This is a genomic window from Streptomyces sp. NPDC043427 (assembly GCF_056436655.1).
This window is the reverse complement of sequence record NZ_JBWKCC010000002.1, coordinates 699951-718437: the sequence shown is the minus strand read 5'-3', so window position 1 is coordinate 718437 and position 18487 is coordinate 699951. Positions and strand designations below refer to the sequence as shown.

Genomic DNA, 18487 nt, shown 5'->3' with positions numbered 1-18487 from the left:
GCCCGCACGGTAGGGGACCGGGGCCCCAAGCGGCGACGCATTATTCGGCGTCGTACCCAAGGTTCACTTATGCTCGAAGGGTGATCGAGGCCCGTCATCTGCGTGTGCTGCGCGCCGTAGCCACCACCGGCTCCTTCTCGGCGGCCGGGCGCGAGCTCGGCTGCACCCAGCCCGCCGTCAGCCAGCAGATGAAGGCCCTGGAGACATCCGTCGGCACGCCCTTGCTGATCCGCAGTGGCCGCGAGATGCGCCTGACACAGGCGGGCGAGGCGCTGGTGCGGCACGCGACCGGCATCCTCGCCGGCCTCACCGCGGCCGAGGAGGAGGTCGCGGCCATCGCGGGCCTGCGCGCCGGCCGGGTCCGGCTGGTCTCCTTCCCCAGCGGCAGCTCCACGCTGGTCCCGACCGCCCTCGCCGCCCTGCGCGCCGCCCACCCCGGCACCCGCGTCTCCCTGGAGGAGGCCGAACCGCCGGCCTCCGTCGAGATGCTGCGCCAGGGTGACTGCGACCTCGCGCTCGCCTTCCGCTACGAGGGTGCGGCGGGCGCGGAGGAGTGGGACGACCTGGTCGTACGGCCGCTGCTGACGGACCGGCTCGTCGCCCTGGTCCCCGAACGGCACAGGCTCGCGCGTGCGGAGTCCGTCGCCATCGGCGAACTCGCCGCGGAACCGTGGATCGCGGGCTGCCCCCGCTGCCGCGGGCAACTGGTGGAGGTGTGCGAGGGCGCGGGCTTCACGCCCCGCATCGACTTCGCCACCGACGACTACCCGGCCGTCGTGGGACTCGTGGGCGCCGAACTGGGTGTCGCCGTCCTGCCCCAGCTCGCCGTCGAGTCCGTACGACCCAGGGGTGCACGCACGGTGACGCTGGAACCGGCGGTGCGGCGGGAGATCGTGGCGCTGACGCTGCCCGATCTGGCGCAGGTGCCAGCGGTGGTGGCGACTCTGGAGCAGCTGGCGCGGGCGGCGGAGAGGCCGCGAGGGCCCGAGGGGCAGCAGCAATAAAGGGCACGCGCGCGTGCCCTGCGTTGTGCGGCAAGCGTGTCCGTGCCCTGCGTTTCTGCGCGTGATTTTGCGCGTACCCCCGTGCGTACCCCCGGCCCCTGCGTACCCCCGGCCCCGTGCGTGCCCCGTGGGTGCTCTGGGTCTGTAGCCCTGTCTGTGGTCTGTAGCCCTGTCCGTGCCCCGTCTCTGCAGAAACGTTCCTTCAGGTGTTCGAGGCGGTGTCCCCGCCGGTCGGCGATGCCGACACCAGCCGGTTGCGCGCCCGCCCCATCAGCTCCTCGCGCTCGTCCTCGGTCAACCCGCCCCACACGCCGTACGGCTCTCTCACCGCCAGCGCGTGTGCCGCGCACTGGGCGCGGACCGGGCACCTCATGCAGACCTCTTTGGCCGAGTTCTCGCGAGCGCTCCGAGCCGCTCCGCGCTCGCCCTCCGGATGGAAGAAGAGCGAGCTGTCCACCCCGCGACAGGCAGCCAGCAGCTGCCAGTCCCACAGGTCCGCGTTCGGTCCGGGAAGGCGGGAGAAATCTGCCATTGCGTGACCCCTTGCAGCCGTTCTGAACGGATACGGTGCTCACGACCGTACATCTACGATCTAAGGAGATGAAAATATGACTCATTGCGAATCTAGCCTCAGACACCAAGAAATGGGAAGAAAAGGGTCTGAACGGGGCATAGGTTGTGATGAAACGTTGTGGGTCTGTCGCTCATATCTGCACCGTGTTGGCGCCCTCACGTAGAGTGCCGAAGACGGCATGTGGCCCCGTAACTCTTTCGAGTGACCGTCGTTGAGAGTGCGGAGGCGGTTGAGAACACAAACGCTCGGGCAAGCGTCCGAGGCGGTCGACCGCACAGGTGACGATTTCGTACCAGCCTGGAGGCACAAGGTGACGCGCATCAGCTGCGGAGGGCGGCCATGACTTCCGTCCTCGTCTGCGACGACTCCCCGCTTGCCCGAGAGGCGCTCCGCCGCGCGGTCGCGACCGTGCCCGGCGTCGAGCGCGTGACGACAGCGGCCAACGGCGAGGAAGTCCTCCGCCGCTGGGGCGCCGACCGCTCGGACCTGATTCTGATGGACGTACGCATGCCCGGCCTGGGCGGCGTCGAGACCGTCCGGCGGCTGCTGTCCGCCGACCCCGGTGCGCGCATCATCATGCTCACCGTCGCCGAGGACCTGGACGGCGTGGCCCTCGCCGTCGCCGCCGGAGCCCGCGGCTACCTGCACAAGGACGCCTCCCGCGCGGAACTGCGCGCCACGGTGACCCAGGCCCTCGCCGACCCGACCTGGCGGCTCGCCCCGCGTCGGCTGCGCTCGGCCGAGATGGGCGCAGCCCCCACGCTCACCGCGCGTGAGATCCAGGTGCTGGAGGGCATGAGCCACGGCCGCTCCAACGCCGAGATCGGCCGCGAGCTGTTCCTCTCCGAGGACACCGTCAAGACCCACGCGCGGCGGCTGTTCAAGAAGCTGGGCGCCTCGGACCGGGCCCACGCGGTGGCGCTCGGCTTCCGGTGGGGTCTGGTCCGCTGAAGCCACTCCGGCCGACCGGGCCGGAGGAAGGCGACGGCAGATGGGGCCCGCTGGTGCGGCGGGACCAGCCGGAGCCCCAGGCCGTGCAGAGTGTGTCGCAGCGGGGGTACGGAGGCCCGGGAAATCCCCGCTCACCGCAGGTGGGCGGGGGTGACGACCGGGCTCGCCGGGTGCCCGCTGCTCGTTTCGCCGCGGATGCCGCATCCTTGAGGGTGTGGAGTTCCTCGCGGACAAGTCGGTCGAGCGGAAGGGGAGGGCGCAGGGGATGAGTTCCGGCGCACCTGCTCATAACGCTTCGGTGCACAACCACGAAGGCGGTGCCGCGGACCCCGTGGCCGCAAGGCACCATGGTCCGATGCGCGAGGACGAGGCGGTCACTGCCCATGGGGCGATCGGTGCGCTCGTCCACCGCGCCGTCGACGGTGACGAGCAGGCCACGCACGACCTGCTCGCCCACGTCCACCCCCTCGCCCTGCGCTACTGCCGCACCCGCCTGTCCCGCCTGCCGGGCGACGCCCGCCACTTCGTGGAGGACCTGGCCCAGGAGGTCTGCGTGGCGGTCCTCCTCGCGCTGCCGCGCTACCGGGACACCGGCCGTCCCTTCGAGGCCTTCGTCTTCGCCATCGCCGCCCACAAGGTCGCCGACCTGCAGCGCGCGGCCATGCGCCACCCGGGTTCGACTGCCGTCCCCTCCGACGAGATGCCGGAGCGGCCGGATGACTCCCTCGGCCCGGAGGAGCGAGCCCTGCTCAGCAGCGACGCGGAGTGGGCGAAGAAACTGCTGGCCAACCTCCCCGAGAACCAGCGCGAACTGCTCCTGCTGAGGATCGCGGTGGGCCTCACGGCGGAGGAGACCGGCCAGATGTTGGGAATGTCACCCGGCGCGGTACGGGTGGCACAGCACAGGGCGCTCAGCCGCCTGCGCGCGCTCGCCGAGCAGTAGCAACAGCGGCAGTACTGCCGTGCTGGCGCCCGGATGAACAGGCGTCCACCTCATTCCGTACGACATTCCGTACGAACATACGAAGCCCGGAGCCATCCGGAACCGTGGAATTCGAGAGCCGCGCTTCCCGTTAGCATGGACATCCGCACCGATCAAGGCCATTTGGGGAAGGTGTCATGACTGCCAACGTCGACGGAGTACCCGGTAAATTCGCGACACTCGGGCTGACCTACGACGACGTGCTGCTGCTGCCGGGTGCATCCGAAGTGCTCCCGGGCGCGGTCGACACCTCGTCCCGCATCTCCCGCAACGTCCGAGTCAACATCCCGCTGCTCTCCGCGGCGATGGACAAGGTGACCGAGTCCCGCATGGCGATCGCGATGGCCCGCCAGGGCGGCGTCGGCGTGCTGCACCGCAACCTCTCCATCGAGGACCAGGTCAACCAGGTCGACCTCGTGAAGCGCTCCGAGTCCGGCATGGTCACCGACCCGATCACGGTGCACCCCGACGCGACGCTGGCCGAGGCCGACGCCCTGTGCGCCAAGTTCCGCATCAGCGGCGTCCCGGTCACCGACGGCAACAAGAAGCTGCTCGGCATCGTCACCAACCGCGACATGGCCTTCGAGACCGACCGTACGCGGCAGGTGCGCGAGGTCATGACCCCGATGCCGCTGGTCACCGGCAAGGTCGGCATCTCCGGTGCCGACGCCATGGAGCTGCTGCGCCGCCACAAGATCGAGAAGCTTCCCCTGGTCGACGACGCGGGCGTCCTCAAGGGCCTCATCACCGTCAAGGACTTCGTCAAGGCCGAGCAGTACCCCCACGCGGCGAAGGACGCCGAGGGCCGGCTCCTCGTCGGTGCGGCCGTGGGCGCCAGCCCCGAGGCCCTGGAGCGCGCCCAGGCGCTTGCCGAGGCCGGCGTGGACTTCCTGGTCGTCGACACCTCGCACGGCCACAACAGCAACGCCCTCAGCTGGATGGCGAAGATCAAGTCGAGCGTGCGCGTCGACGTGATCGGCGGCAACGTCGCCACGCGTGACGGCGCCCAGGCGCTGATCGACGCCGGTGTCGACGGCATCAAGGTGGGCGTGGGCCCCGGCTCGATCTGCACCACCCGCGTGGTCGCCGGCATCGGCGTCCCGCAGGTCACCGCCATCTACGAGGCGTCCCTTGCCGCCCGCCCGGCCGGTATCCCGCTGATCGGCGACGGCGGTCTGCAGTACTCCGGCGACATCGGCAAGGCCCTCGCCGCCGGCGCCGACACGGTGATGCTGGGCAGCCTCCTCGCGGGCTGCGAGGAATCGCCGGGCGAGCTGCAGTTCATCAACGGCAAGCAGTTCAAGTCGTACCGCGGCATGGGTTCGCTCGGTGCGATGCAGTCCCGCGGTCAGGCGAAGTCGTACTCCAAGGACCGCTACTTCCAGGCGGAGGTGGCGGCCGACGACAAGCTCGTGCCCGAGGGCATCGAGGGCCAGGTGCCCTACCGCGGTCCGCTGGCCAACGTCCTGCACCAGCTCGTCGGCGGTCTGCGCCAGACGATGGGCTATGTGGGCGCGGCCTCCATCGACGAGATGGAGACCAAGGGCCGCTTCGTCCGGATCACCTCCGCGGGCCTCAAGGAGAGCCACCCGCACGACATCCAGATGACGGTCGAGGCGCCGAACTACAGCAGCAAGTGACCCGCACGCGCGCGTGAGACATCCCGAGGGCGGCCACGGAGACTCCGGGGCCGCCCTCGTCGTACCCGTCGGCGATACTGGAAGACGCTGAAACGCATCAGGAAAGGCCACAGACGTGACTGAGATCGAGATCGGGCGCGGCAAGCGCGGCCGCCGGGCGTACGCCTTCGACGACATCGCCGTCGTCCCCAGCCGTCGTACGCGGGACCCGAAGGAGGTCTCGATCGCCTGGCAGATCGACGCCTACCGCTTCGAGCTGCCGTTCCTGGCCGCTCCCATGGACTCGGTCGTCTCTCCGGCCACCGCGATCCGTATCGGCGAGCTCGGCGGCCTCGGCGTGCTGAACCTCGAGGGCCTGTGGACGCGGTACGAGGACCCGCAGCCGCTGCTCGACGAGATCGTCGGCCTGGACGCGGAGACCGCGACCCGCCGCCTCCAGGAGATCTACTCCGCCCCCATCAAGGAGGAGCTGATCGGCGCGCGCATCAAGGAGGTGCGCGACTCCGGCGTGGTCACGGCCGCCGCGCTCTCCCCGCAGCGCACCGCCCAGTTCTCCAAGGCGGTCGTCGACGCGGGCGTGGACATCTTCGTCATCCGCGGTACGACGGTGTCGGCGGAGCACGTCTCCGGCTCGCACGAGCCGCTGAACCTGAAGCAGTTCATCTACGAGCTGGACGTCCCGGTGATCGTCGGCGGCTGCGCCACCTACACCGCCGCCCTGCACCTGATGCGCACCGGCGCGGCCGGCGTCCTGGTCGGCTTCGGCGGCGGCGCGGCGCACACCACGCGCAATGTGCTGGGCATCCAGGTCCCGATGGCCACGGCGGTCGCGGACGTGGCCGCCGCCCGCCGCGACTACATGGACGAGTCCGGCGGCCGGTACGTGCACGTGATCGCGGACGGTGGTGTCGGCTGGTCCGGCGACCTGCCCAAGGCGATCGCCTGTGGCGCCGACGCGGTCATGATGGGCTCCCCGCTGGCCCGCGCCACGGACGCGCCCGGCAAGGGCAACCACTGGGGCATGGAGGCCGTCAACGAGGAGCTGCCCCGCGGCAAGAAGGTCGACCTCGGCACGGTCGGGACCATCGAGGAGGTCCTGGCGGGCCCGTCCCACACCCCGGACGGCTCCATGAACCTCTTCGGCGCCCTCCGCCGCGCCATGGCCACCACCGGCTACAGCGAGCTGAAGGAGTTCCAGCGCGTGGAGGTCACGGTCGCGGACTCGCAGCACAAGCGGTAGGCGGTACGAGGACCTCGGAAGGGGCCGGTCATCTCACTCGGGTGAGGTGACCGGCCCCTTTTGCGTGGCCGGGCGGGCGCGGGGGCGTGTGGGGCGGGCTGGGGGCGCACGGTTGCCTTCGACGTCGATCTGCGCTGGTCAGCAGGGTCGAGAGCGATAACGTGCGCGTGGCGCCCCAGGTTTCTGGAGCGCCCCCTTCCAAGGACTTGTTCCGGGCCCCCGCCTTCGGGGCCCGGCCCGATTTCCGACGGACCGCCTACCGGGTCAATGGGTGGTGTCGTGGAAGGGGGCGCCCATGGGACGCCACCGCAAGCCCACTCGCTGGGATCGGATCCGGCTTTGGCTGGTGAAGTGCCGGAGGAGGTGGATCTTGCGGATCTTCGGATGGTGAGCGGCCGCCCCTACAAAAGCTAGGGGCGGACACTCCGTGATCCATCCTGGAGCCTGCCGCAGTACCCCCTGCGGTGGGCTCCGCCTTGTTGCAAGGATAGTGAGCGACCGCCCCTAAGGAACATAGGGGCGGACACTCCGTGATCCATCCTGGAGCCTGCCGCAGTACCCGCTGCGGTGGGCTCCGCCTGTTTCCACCGTACTGGCGCAGAGAACCGCATGCCACTAACCGCAGCGGTCGGCAACCCCACGCGCCCCCCTTCACAACCGATGCGCCGCCCCCGTAGGCGTGGCCCCCCGCGTGTCCAGCAGCAACTGTGCCTTCACCGAGAGGCCCTGGAGGTCGTACGTGCGGTGGTTCTGGAGCAGGATCGTCAGGTCGGCGTCGGCGGCGGCCTCGTAGAGGGAGTCCGCGCGGGGGACCGGGCGGTCGAGGACGTTCCAGGACGGGACGTGCGGGTCGTGGTAGCTGACGGCCGCGCCGAGGTCCATCAGACGGATCGCGATCTCCCGCGCGGGAGTCGCCTGCTGGTCGGCCAGGTCGGGCTTGTAGGTGACGCCGAGCAGCAGCACGCGCGCGCCCCTGGCCGACTTGCCGTGCTCGTTGAGCAGCGCGGCGGCGCGCTGGACGACGTACCGGGGCATCCGGCTGTTGACCTGCTGGGCCAGCTCCACCATCCGCAGGGGGTGGACGGGGCGGCCGTCCAGGCCCGCCAGGTCCTGCGGGGCGGAGTGGCCGCCGACGCCGGGGCCGGGGCGGAAGGCCTGGAAGCCGTACGGCTTGGTCTCGGCGCAGCGGATGACGTCCCACAGGTCGACGCCCAAGTCGTGGCACAGGACGGCCATTTCGTTGACCAGGGCGATGTTGACGTGCCGGTAGTTGGTCTCCAGCAGCTGCACGGTCTCCGCTTCCCGCAGTCCACGCGCGCGTACCACCTTGTCGGTGAGCCGGCCGTAGAAGGTGGCGGCGGACTCGGTGCAGGCGGGGGTGAGACCGCCGATGACCTTGGGGGTGCCGGCCGGGGTGACGTCCCGGTTGCCGGGGTCGACGCGGCTGGGGGAGTGGGCGAGGTGGAAGTCGCGGCCCGCGTGCAGCCCCGAGCCCTCCTCGAGAAGCGGACGCAGGAATTCCTCCGTCGTCCCGGGGTACACGGGCGATTCCAGGATCACCGTGGTGTGCGGGCGCAGGTGTGCGGCCAGGGTGCGGGCGGCCGCCTCCACCTGACTCAGGTCCGGCCCGCCGTCCGCGCGGCGCGGGGTCGGCGCACAGATGACCGCGGTGCGCACCCGGCCGAGCTCGGCGGGGTCGGTGGCGGGCCGGAAGCCCCCCGAGAGCATCCGGCGCAGTTCTGCGGGGCTGAGGGAGCCGGCCTCCGGCCCGGTCCGGTAACCGAGCGTGGAGATGCCGACGGCGACCGCGGCCTGCGCCAGCGGCAGACCGAACGGGCCGAGTCCGATGACGGCGAGATCTGCGGGCATGGCGTGGGCCGTCCTTCCCGATAGCCGAAGTGGGACAGGTACGCAAGCCCTGTGGACAGGATGGGCGAGCGCAATGTCAGACTAGGAGTAAATATGACCGTTATGCGGGATTGGTCGGCTGTGTTTCTTCGGCGGTCACGTGGCGGTTGTCCACAGGCTGGGAGTGAGTGGTGGCTGAAGTCGGGCAACCCGGTCAGGATTGTGGGCAGGGGGAACCGAACCGGGCCTCGCCCTGAGGATGCGGCCGGCCCGGCCGACAGCGGGAGGCAGCGGTGAGGACAGCGACACTGGGGCCGGCGCAGCGCGCCGAGTCACTGGCAGCCATGGCCGAGCGCGAACTGGACATCCTGGTCGTCGGCGCCGGCGTGGTGGGGGCGGGCACCGCCCTCGACGCCGCGACCCGCGGCCTGTCCACAGGACTGGTCGAGGCGCGCGACTGGGCATCGGGCACGTCCAGCAGGTCCAGCAAGCTGATCCACGGCGGACTGCGCTATCTGGAGATGCTCGACTTCGCACTCGTCCGCGAGGCGCTCAAGGAACGCGGCCTGTTGCTGGAGCGGCTGGCACCCCACCTGGTCAAACCCGTGCCGTTCCTGTACCCGCTCCAGCACAAGGGCTGGGAGCGCCTGTACGCCGGTTCGGGCGTCGCGCTCTACGACGCCATGTCGATGGCCCGCGGCCACGGCCGGGGCCTGCCCCTGCACCGGCACCTGAGCCGCAGTCACGCCCTGCGCGTGGCCCCCGCCCTGAAGAAGGACGCCCTGGTCGGCGCCCTGCAGTACTACGACGCCCAGATGGACGACGCCCGCTACGTGGCCACGTTGGTGCGCACGGCCGCGGCGTACGGCGCGAAGGTCGCCAACCGCGCGAGGGTCACCGGTTTCCTGCGCGAGGGCGAACGCGTCGTCGGCGCCCGGGTGCAGGACGTGGAGAACGGCGGCGAGTACGAGGTCCACGCCAAGCAGGTCGTCAACGCCACGGGCGTGTGGACCGACGACACCCAGGGCATGGTCGGTGAGCGCGGACAGTTCCACGTCCGGGCCTCCAAGGGCATCCACCTGGTCGTACCCAAGGACCGCATCCACTCGACGACCGGACTGATCCTGCGCACCGAGAAGTCCGTGCTGTTCGTCATCCCCTGGGGCCGGCACTGGATCATCGGGACCACCGACACCGACTGGGACCTCGACAAGGCGCACCCCGCCGCCTCCAGCGCCGACATCGACTACCTCCTGGAACACGTCAACTCGGTCCTCGCGGTACCGCTCACCAGGGACGACGTCGAGGGCGTGTACGCGGGGCTGCGCCCGCTGCTCGCCGGGGAGTCGGACGCCACCAGCAAGCTCTCGCGCGAGCACACCGTGGCGCATCCCGTGCCGGGACTCGTGGTCGTCGCGGGCGGCAAGTACACGACGTACCGGGTGATGGCCAAGGACGCGGTCGACGAGGCCGTGCACGGGCTCGACATGCGGGTCGCCGAGTGCGTAACGGAGGACGTCCCGCTGCTGGGCGCGGAAGGGTACCGGGCCCTGTGGAACGCACGGGCGCGCATCGCCGCCCGGACCGGGCTGCACGTGGTGCGGGTGGAGCACCTGCTGAACCGGTACGGCGTGCTGGCGGAGGAAGTCCTCGACCTCATCACCGCCGACCCCTCACTGGGCGAGCCCCTGAGCGCGGCCGACGACTATCTGCGCGCCGAGATCGTCTACGCCGCCTCGCACGAGGGCGCGCGGCACCTGGACGACGCTCTGACCCGGCGCACCCGCATCTCCATCGAGACCTTCGACCGCGGCACCCGCACCGCCCGTGAGGCCGCCGCGCTGATGGCTCGGGTGCTGGGCTGGGACAAGGACCAGATCGAGCGCGAGGTCGAGCACTACGAGAAGCGGGTGGAGGCGGAGCGGGAGTCCCAGCGGCAACCGGACGACCTGACGGCGGACGCGGCACGGCTGGGGGCGCCGGACATCGTGCCGCTGTGAGCAGCGGCCGGCCGGGGCGGCTTCACCCGAACGAGTGTCACGGATCGGGATCTCCGTTCGGAACCGGCTCGTTCAAGGAGTGCGAGGGCAGAACTCGGCGGCGAGCAGGGCCGGTTCGAGGCCGGGATCTGCGATCGCCGTCGTGTTCACCCGAAAGGTGAGGACACGTCGGCCGTCGACGGTGGCAGCGGTGCGCACGTAGCTGCCGGAGATCCGGCCGTTGTGCCCCCACACCGTGGTGCCGCACGGCAGCTTCACCGGAAACAGCCCCATGCCGTACGAGCCGTGTGCGGCACGGGTGTCGAGCATCTCGCGCAGTTGGCGCGCGGGCAGCAGCTCGCCCCCGAGCAGCGCCGCGTAGAAGCGGTCCAGGTCGGCGAGCGTGGTCACCAGCTCGCCCGCGGCTCCGGCCACCCGCGGGTCGAGTTCGGTGACGTCGGTTCCGTCGGCGGCGTAGGCCCGCCCGTGCGGAGAGGGCAGTGAAGTGCGGGAGCCCGGGAAGGAGGTGCCCGTCAGACGCAGCGGAGCGATGATGCGCCGCTCGGCCTCGGTCGCGTAGGAGCGGCCGGTGACCTGCTCGACGACCAGGCCGAGCAGCACGTAATTGGTGTTGGAGTAGGAGAAGCGGCCGGGGTCGGCCGGGGGGTGGGTGAGTGCGATGCGTACGGCCTGAAGAGGGGTCAGGGGAACGGCCCCCTCGGTGTCCCGGGTGAAGTCGTACAGGCCGCTGGTGTGGGTGAGCAGCGAACGAAGGGTCAGCGCGCGCCCGTCGTTGCCCGCTCCTCGCACCAGTTCCGGCAGATGCTCCTCCACCGTGTCCGACAGGGAGAGCCGGTGGTCGGCGGCCAGTTGCAGCACGAGTGTCGCGACGAAGGTCTTCGTGATGCTGCCGGCGCGGAAGTGGTCGGTGCGGGTGACGGCGTGACCGGCCCGGACGTAGCGGACGTCGGTCTCCTCCTGGGCCAGGAGCGCGGCGGCGTGGTCCTTGCCGCGGGGGACCAGCAGCGGGAGCAGCGCGTCCGTAGGCTTCGAGGTCGCCTGCGAGCCGGCCGCGGTCAGGGCGAGGAGCCCCACGGACACGGGCACGGCCAGGCGCGTTGCGAGCTGCGGCATCCGGGGCCCTTCCTTGTCACGGCCCATCATGCAGGGCGACGGGACCCGCGGTGGCGGCCGGGCCACCGCTGCGGGGACCTCGGACGGGGCCTGTGAAGGACTCGGGTGTCCCAAGAGCCACCCTGGGCGTTGGGCACTTGTCGGGTGAGGGACAATGGAGGCTCTGTCAGGGCGGGTTGCATGAGGGGACGCATGTCGGAGGCGGAGCGGGCGGGGACATCCCGTCAGGACAAGAGCGCACGTCTCCTCGCCGGGCGGTACCGGCTGGGAGAAGTGCTCGGCCGCGGCGGCATGGGTACGGTGTGGCGCGCGGAGGACGAGACCCTCGGCCGAACGGTCGCCGTCAAGGAGCTGCGGTTCCCGGGGAACATCGACGAGGACGAGAAGCGCCGGCTGATCACACGGACGCTGCGCGAGGCCAAGGCCATCGCCCGGATCCGCAACAACAGCGCGGTGACGGTCTTCGACGTGGTCGACGAGGACGACCGGCCGTGGATCGTGATGGAGCTCGTCGAGGGCAAGTCGCTCGCCGAGGTCATCCGCGAGGACGGCGTGCTGGAGCCGAGGCGTGCGGCGGAGGTCGGACTCGCGGTCCTCGACGTGCTGCGCTCGGCGCACCGCGAGGGCATCCTGCACCGTGACGTGAAGCCGTCGAACGTGCTGATCGCGGAGGACGGCCGGGTCGTGCTCACCGACTTCGGCATCGCCCAGGTCGAGGGCGACCCGTCGATCACCTCGACCGGCATGCTCGTCGGCGCGCCCTCCTACATCTCCCCGGAGCGGGCCCGCGGGCACAAGCCGGGACCGGCGGCCGACCTGTGGTCGCTCGGCGGACTGCTGTACGCGTCGGTCGAGGGCGCACCGCCCTACGACAAGGGCTCCGCGATCGCGACGCTCACCGCGGTGATGACCGAGCCGTTGGACGAGCCGAAGAACGCGGGGCCGCTGAGGGACGTCATCTACGGGCTCCTCACCAAGGACTCGGCCAAGCGGCTCGACGACTCGGGTGCCCGGGCCATGCTCAACGCGGTGATCCACGCGCCCGAGCCGAAGCAGGCCGAGCCGGAGCCGCCGCTCGACGCCACGAGGGTCGTGCCGCTGCCCGTGCAGCCGGACGGGCCCGGGGACGAGGGTGGTTCGGCGGGCGCCGGGGGCAAGCGGGGCGAGGAGGCCGCGGAGAAGCTGCGGGGCGCGCTGCGTTCCGTGCGGAAGGCGGCCGTCGCGGCGGGGGCGGCCACGTCGGCGGCTGCCGCCCGCGCCAAGTCCGGAAGCGGGACGGCGGCTTCGGGGTCGGGCGGTGGGGCTTCGGTGGGGGATGTCGACTCCGGGGCTTCGGGTGGTGCTGGTTCAGGTGCTTCGGGTGGTTCCGGCGGCTTGAGCGGGTCGGGCGGTTCTGGTGGCTCGGGCGTCTCTGGTGGTTCCGCGGCCGGTGTCCGGGAGCAGGGGGCGCGGAGCGCGCTCGGGGTTCCGGCAGCTCGGGGAGCCGAGGGGGCCGCGGGTGCGCGGAGCGCTCAGGGGGCGCGAGGGGTGCGGACTGCCTCTGGTGCTGAGGGTGCGTCGAGTGCGCCCAGCGCGTCGGGCATTTCTGGTACCCCGGGTGCTTCTGGTGCGAACGGGATTGGGAACGGGCGGAGTTCCGGGTGGCCTGTGATGACGCCACCGGATCTGGATCTGCCGCCGCGGCCCGTGCCGAGGGCGCCGCTCACCGATGTGGTGCCGCGGCGGACGCTGGTGATCATCGCGGTGGTCGTGGCGCTCGCCGTGATCGGTACCGTGCTGGCCATCGCGTTCGGCGACGACGAAAAATCGAACGGGTCGAAGGGCAGCGGTGGTTCGCAGACCGTCGCCAGCGAGAGTGCCCGTACGGACACCAAGGAGGACAAGAGCGGCGGGACGCGTACGGACGGTGAGACGTCCAAGTCCTCGACGGCCGGCTCGAAGTCCGAGGACACGCCCGGCACGGGGGTGAGCGCGTCCGGCGGCAGCGGGTCGCCCGCGGACGGGTCCGGTGGCTCCGGCGACAGCGCCGCGGCGAAGACTCACCGCGGGAGCCAGGGGTACTCGATAGGCCTGCCCGAGGGGTGGAAGTACCAGTCCACGGGCACGGCGGGGGACCGTTTCACCGGGCCTGACGGGCAGAAGCTGCTGGTCGCCTGGACATCCACGCCGAAGGGTGACCCCGTCTCGGACTGGAAGAACCAGGAGCGCTACATGGTGCGCTCGCAGTACGACCCGATCCGAATAGAGGAGGTGAACTACCGCGGCTGGAACACCGCCGACTGGGAGTTCACCTATGTGGAGAGCGGGACGAAGTACCGGACGATCGACCGGGGCTTCGTCGTCAACGGCCATCTCGGGTACGCGCTGATGTACACGGCGAAGGCCGATGACTGGGGTTCGCAACTGCGTGAGACCACGTGGCGGACGCTGACGGAGACCTTCCAACCGAAGAAGTGACCGGGCCGCCTCCCGGTTCGGGGCGGGTTTGGGGCGTCAGATCTGGCATCCCCTCCTTGCAGGTTGCCTCCGGCACGTATCGTGAATGGCTGCGGACCGTACGCAATCCAGTTCTTGCGGGAACGGGACGCGGGACGAGCGAAATTGAGCGACCGGGCGGCCGGGGGAGGCAACGTGGACGACTATGCGGGTCGGGTACTCGCCGACCGCTACCGCCTGCCGCTGCCGCCGTCCGACGCGTACGAACTCAGCGAGAGCCGGGCCTTCGACACCTACAGCGGGCAGGAAGTCCTGGTCAGGCAGGTGCCGTTGCCGGAAGTCGTCGAGGCGGAGGTGCTCGACGCGGAGGGGCTGCCCGACGGGTTCACGGCGCGTGACCGCGGGGCGCGACGCCCGCAGACGCGGGCAGGGAGCGGTACGCGGCGGCCCGCCGATCCCGTGGTGCGGCGCGCGGTCGAGGCCGCGCAGGCCACGGCCCGGATCCCCGACCATCCACGGCTCGACCAGGTCTTCGACGTGTTCGCCGAGGGCGGGTCGCTGTGGATAGTGAGTGAGTTCGTGGCCGCGCGGCCGCTTGCCGCGCTGCTCGCCGAGAAGCCACTGACGCCGTATCGCGCGGCTGAGGTCGCCTCCGACGTGCTCATGGCGCTGCGGGTGCTGCACGGACACGGCTGGGTGCATCGGAACATCACCGCGCGCACGGTGCTCGTCTGCGACGACGGCCGGGTCATGCTGACCGGACTGGCCGTCGGCGCGGCGGAGGAGGCGCTGTGCGGGTACGACCCGGTGCCGGCCGAGGAAGGTGAGGCGGGCGGTGGGGCCGGTGGTGTTGCCGGGCCAGGTGGTACAGGTGGCTTGGCCGGTGGCGGTGGTTCCGGTGGTGGCGTAGTCGGTTGGGGTGGTCCCGGTGGTGTGAGCGGTGGGGTGGACCCCGAGGCCGCTCGGCGGGCCGCCATTCAGGCGCGGGCGGCGGGAGCGTTGCCGGGGCCCGGGGCGGAAGCGGCGAACGGGGTGAGTGGGGCGGGCTCTTCGGCCGCGCTCGCTCGCAGAGCGGATCCGGAGAGCGGCGACGACATCCGCGCGGCGCGTGCGGGAGCGATCGCCGCGTACCGCGCGGGCGCGCGGGCCGCCGCCCGGGTACAGGAGGCGCAGGACGGCCGTGCGGCCCTGCCCGGGGCCCGGCCTCCCGCCGAGGGCGACCTCGGCACCCAGGCCAACGGGGCGTCGCGGTCGCCGTATGAGGTCGGCCCTGGTGGGACGGCCAACGGGTTGTCGCAGTCGCCGTACGAGGCCGGCCCCGGTACGAACGTCAACGGGGCGTCGCAGTCGCCGTACGGCTCGCGGACCGGTGGGGACGCGACGCACGCCGGTATGCCGTCCGGGCGGATCGCCGACCCCTTCGGCGTGCGCGGCGCGTCCGTTCCCGCTCAGGGGCACGGTCCGGACGGTCCCGCGCTGCCCGCTCCGGTGGCGGGTGCCCTCCCCGCCCCCTCGGCGGAGGCGCCCTCCACGGCCTGGGGCGAGCCGGCCGCCGCCGCGTCGGCGCGGCGAGGCCCTGCGACCGCGTTGGCCGCTGAGCGGGCGCGGCAGGCGCGGATGGCTGTGGTGGGGCCCGTGACCGAGCGGTGGGCGCCGGAGCAGGCCGGGCCGGTACATGAGAACTGGCAGTTGGCCGCGCCGATCGGCCCCGCGACCGACCTGTGGGCGCTCGGCGCGCTGCTGTTCAGGGCCGTACAGGGGCACGCGCCGTACCCCGAGGAGTCGACGGCCGAGCTGGTGCAGATGGTGTGCGCGGAGCCGCCCGCCTTCGCGGAGGAGTGCGGGCCGCTCAGGCCGGTCGTGGAGTCGCTGCTGCGTCAGGACCCCACCGAGCGCATCGACTTCGAGGAACTGCGCGGCTGGCTGCGGTCGCTGGTCCGCTCGGCGCCCGAGCCGGAGGCCGGCGCGCACATCATCGCCGCTCCGCCCGCCGATCCGAACCGGCTGCCGATCGTCCGGCGCCGGGGTGAACTGGTGCGCAGGCGGCGCGCCGGACTGCCCGTCTCCACGCACGGTCGGCACAAGCGGGGCCGACGGGAGGCGGGCCGTTCACCCCGCAGCCTCGGCCGCACACTGCTCGTGCTGATACTGCTGGCGCTGGCCGCGGCGATCGCGTACGCCGTGCTGTTCATGCCCAAATCCCACGAGAGCGGCGGCGCGAGCGGAAAGGACGGCGCCGAGCGGACGGGGGCCAGTGGTCAGGTCGGTCAGGCACCCGACGCGAGCAGCGAGCCCCGGCCCGACCAGAACTCGCCGAAGCCCGGCCCCTCCGGGTCCGCCGGCCCCTCCGAGTCCGCCGATTCCACCGAGACGCAGGCCGGTGACGACCCCGGCGTCCCCGACGGTTTCACCGTGCGCAAGGACGCCGAGGGCTTCCGCGTGGCCGTGGCGAACGGCTGGGACCGTACGCCGCGGAACGGGCTCGGGCAGGTCCGGTACACGCACGGTGCGTTCGAGCTGCTCGTCGTACCCGGGCGGGACTCCGCGAAGAAGTACGGCAGCGATCCGATGGTCTACCAGCGGGAGAAGGAGCTCGAACTCCAGCCGTACCGCGACTCCAGCTGGGCCACCTCCACCGGACTGCGCACCATCGAGGTGGGCGGACGGACCATGGCGGAGGGGCAGTTCACCTGGACCGCCGAGGGCAAGGACCTGTTCGTACGGAACATCGCGATCCTTCTCGACGGGCGTTACCACGTGCTCCAGGTGCGCGGCCCGGAGGCCGAACGGGACGAGGTGACACGGCTGTACGAGCAGGCGTCGGCGACCTACCGGTACACACGTTGAGCCACGGTTCCCCCGCGGTTCCCTCATCTTCCTGCAAGCGATAACCATCACAGTGCGGTTTCCTTGGGACCCCGCTTGTTCCCTGGACGAGGGCCGGTCCTTAGTCTGACCCTGTCAAGAGCATTGCGGGGCAACGTGAATCAGATGCAGGGCCAGCTCGTCGCGGGCCGCTACCGGCTCGCCGACTCCATCGGCAGCGGCGGTATGGGCCGTGTGTGGCGTGCCCACGATGAGGTGCTGCACCGGGCTGTCGCCATCAAGGAGCTCACCGCCGCGCTCTACGTCTCCGAGAGTGACCAGGAGAGGTTGCTCGCCCGTACCCGGGCGGAGGCGCGGGCGGCCGCGCGGATCAACCACTCCGCCGTCGTCACCGTCCACGACGTGCTCGAACACGATGGCCGGCCGTGGATCGTGATGGAGCTCGTCGAGGGCCGTTCGCTGGCCGACGCGGTGAAGGAGGACGGCCGCGTCGAGCCCATGGAGGCCGCGCGGATCGGTCTGTGGGTGCTGCGCGCCCTGCGCGCCGCACACTCCGCCGGAGTTCTGCACCGCGACATCAAGCCCGGCAACGTCCTCCTCAGCCACGACGGCAGGGTCCTGCTCACCGACTTCGGCATCGCCCAGATCGAGGGCGACACCACCATCACCCGTACGGGAGAGGTCGTCGGCTCCGTCGACTACCTCGCGCCCGAACGCGTGCGCGGCCACGACCCGGGCCCGTCCTCCGACCTGTGGGCGCTCGGCGCGACGCTGTACACGGCGGTGGAGGGCAGGTCACCGTTCCGCCGCACCTCACCGCTGGGCACCATGCAGGCGGTCGTCGAGGAGGAGGCCACCGAGCCGCAGTACGCCGGTCCGCTCGAGCCCGTCATCACCGCGCTGCTGCGCAAGGACCCCGCCGACCGGCCCAGTGCCCCGGAGGCCGAGCAGCTGCTCGCCGAGGCGGCGGAGGGACGGCGGCCCAACGGCGCGCAGATGTACGTGCCGACGCAGCACAATGGCTCCCGCTTCGAGTCGGCGACCCATGAGACCCGGGCGACCTCGGCGACCCACGCCGTACCGGGTGCGGGGACCGACGGTCGTCCCATGACGGGCGCCTCGGCCCGCCCCCTCCCGGATGCGACGGCCACGCCCCTCCTCCACATGACCGGTCCGACCTCCATCGGGCCCTCCGGACACGCGCCCGCCCCCCGGCCCGGACGCCGCCGACTGCGCACGCTCGCGCTCGTGGTGGCCGTCGCCGCCCTGGTCGGCGGCGGTACGGCGGTGGTGCTGCAGAAACTGGAGGACGGCAGACAGCGGGGCAACCAGGCCTCCGCCTCTCCGAATCCCACGTCGAAGGCCGGCTCGAAGCCCGGGGAGGGCACGTGGGTCACCGTCAAGGATCCCCTGGGCTTCGAGCTCTCCCTGCCCGACAAGACCTGGGAGCGGAAGGTCTTCAGTATCCAGGGCGACCTCAAGCAGATCGACTACACGCCCGACGGCGGCGAGCACTTCGTCCGCATCGCCGTCGACACCTCCTCCGACTTCAACGACGCGTACGCGCACCAGCTCGACCTCGAACAGCAGCTCCACCGGCTGGTCGACTACAAGCGGGTGAAGATGGAGAAGAACATCTACCGCGACCGTGAGGGCTCCCTGTGGGAGTACACGTGGACCGCGCAGGCGAAGGACATCCCGTTCCCGGGGCCGCGCCGCGCCGTCGAGGAGACGTACTTCAGCCGTGACGGCGTCGAGTACGCCATCTACATGTCGGGGCCCGCGCAGGACTGGGCGACGACCAGCAGGCAGTTCAAGACGGTCCTGCAGGGGTGGCGGCCGAACGCGGGCTGACCTTCGGGGCCGGCGGCCG

General features: G+C 71.4%; 12 protein-coding genes. 9 read left to right on the top strand and 3 right to left on the bottom strand.

Features of this window, described 5'->3' with window-relative positions:
• Window positions 1-80: 80 nt before the first annotated feature.
• The gene (locus AC067M_RS07070; RefSeq protein WP_478695940.1) at window positions 81-1004 is read left to right on the top strand and encodes a LysR family transcriptional regulator; all 924 of its coding nucleotides are present in this window, start codon (window positions 81-83) and stop codon (window positions 1002-1004) included.
• Window positions 1005-1206: 202 nt separating this feature from the next.
• Here the strand turns inward: AC067M_RS07070 and AC067M_RS07065 are convergent, their stop codons facing one another.
• Window positions 1207-1536, bottom strand: a complete 330-nt coding sequence (locus AC067M_RS07065) for a WhiB family transcriptional regulator (protein ID WP_478695939.1) — start codon at window positions 1534-1536, stop codon at window positions 1207-1209.
• 381 nt (window positions 1537-1917) lie between these two features.
• Between AC067M_RS07065 and AC067M_RS07060 the strand changes: the two genes are divergently transcribed.
• The 4 genes from AC067M_RS07060 (at window position 1918) to AC067M_RS07045 (ending at window position 6391) form a co-directional block, all read left to right on the top strand.
• Window positions 1918-2529, top strand: coding sequence for a response regulator transcription factor (locus AC067M_RS07060; protein WP_003948568.1), 612 nt, complete (start codon window positions 1918-1920; stop codon window positions 2527-2529).
• 355 nt (window positions 2530-2884) lie between these two features.
• Complete coding sequence (locus AC067M_RS07055) at window positions 2885-3472, top strand: sigma-70 family RNA polymerase sigma factor (RefSeq protein ID WP_393621090.1); 588 nt, start codon at window positions 2885-2887, stop codon at window positions 3470-3472.
• 176 nt (window positions 3473-3648) lie between these two features.
• Complete coding sequence (guaB, locus tag AC067M_RS07050) at window positions 3649-5151, top strand: IMP dehydrogenase (RefSeq protein WP_478695938.1); 1503 nt, start codon at window positions 3649-3651, stop codon at window positions 5149-5151.
• Window positions 5152-5266: 115 nt separating this feature from the next.
• Window positions 5267-6391: a GuaB3 family IMP dehydrogenase-related protein gene (locus tag AC067M_RS07045; protein ID WP_478695937.1), complete on the top strand. Its 1125-nt coding sequence runs from the start codon at window positions 5267-5269 to the stop codon at window positions 6389-6391.
• A 651-nt stretch (window positions 6392-7042) separates the two neighbouring features.
• Here AC067M_RS07045 and AC067M_RS07040 read toward each other — a convergent pair.
• Entirely contained in the window at window positions 7043-8260 is a 1218-nt protein-coding gene (locus tag AC067M_RS07040; RefSeq protein WP_478695936.1) for a nucleotide sugar dehydrogenase, read from the bottom strand.
• A 272-nt stretch (window positions 8261-8532) separates the two neighbouring features.
• Here AC067M_RS07040 and AC067M_RS07035 point away from each other — a divergent pair, with 272 nt between their 5' ends.
• Window positions 8533-10239: a glycerol-3-phosphate dehydrogenase/oxidase gene (locus AC067M_RS07035; protein WP_478695935.1), complete on the top strand. Its 1707-nt coding sequence runs from the start codon at window positions 8533-8535 to the stop codon at window positions 10237-10239.
• Window positions 10240-10311: 72 nt separating this feature from the next.
• On the opposite strand, the gene AC067M_RS07030 is transcribed toward AC067M_RS07035, so the two are convergent.
• A complete protein-coding gene (locus tag AC067M_RS07030; RefSeq protein WP_478695934.1) occupies window positions 10312-11352 on the bottom strand; it encodes a serine hydrolase domain-containing protein in 1041 nt (346 codons plus the stop codon).
• Between the two features lie 192 nt (window positions 11353-11544).
• Here AC067M_RS07030 and AC067M_RS07025 point away from each other — a divergent pair, with 192 nt between their 5' ends.
• The 3 genes from AC067M_RS07025 to AC067M_RS07015 all read left to right on the top strand — a co-directional run bounded on the left by AC067M_RS07025 (window position 11545) and on the right by AC067M_RS07015 (window position 18468).
• The gene (locus tag AC067M_RS07025; RefSeq protein WP_478695933.1) at window positions 11545-13809 is read left to right on the top strand and encodes a serine/threonine-protein kinase; all 2265 of its coding nucleotides are present in this window, start codon (window positions 11545-11547) and stop codon (window positions 13807-13809) included.
• 174 nt (window positions 13810-13983) lie between these two features.
• On the top strand, window positions 13984-16635 hold the full coding sequence (locus AC067M_RS07020) for a protein kinase (protein ID WP_478695932.1): 2652 nt from the start codon (window positions 13984-13986) through the stop codon (window positions 16633-16635).
• Between the two features lie 144 nt (window positions 16636-16779).
• Window positions 16780-18468, top strand: a complete 1689-nt coding sequence (locus tag AC067M_RS07015; RefSeq protein WP_478695931.1) for a serine/threonine-protein kinase — start codon at window positions 16780-16782, stop codon at window positions 18466-18468.
• Window positions 18469-18487 lie beyond the last annotated feature (19 nt).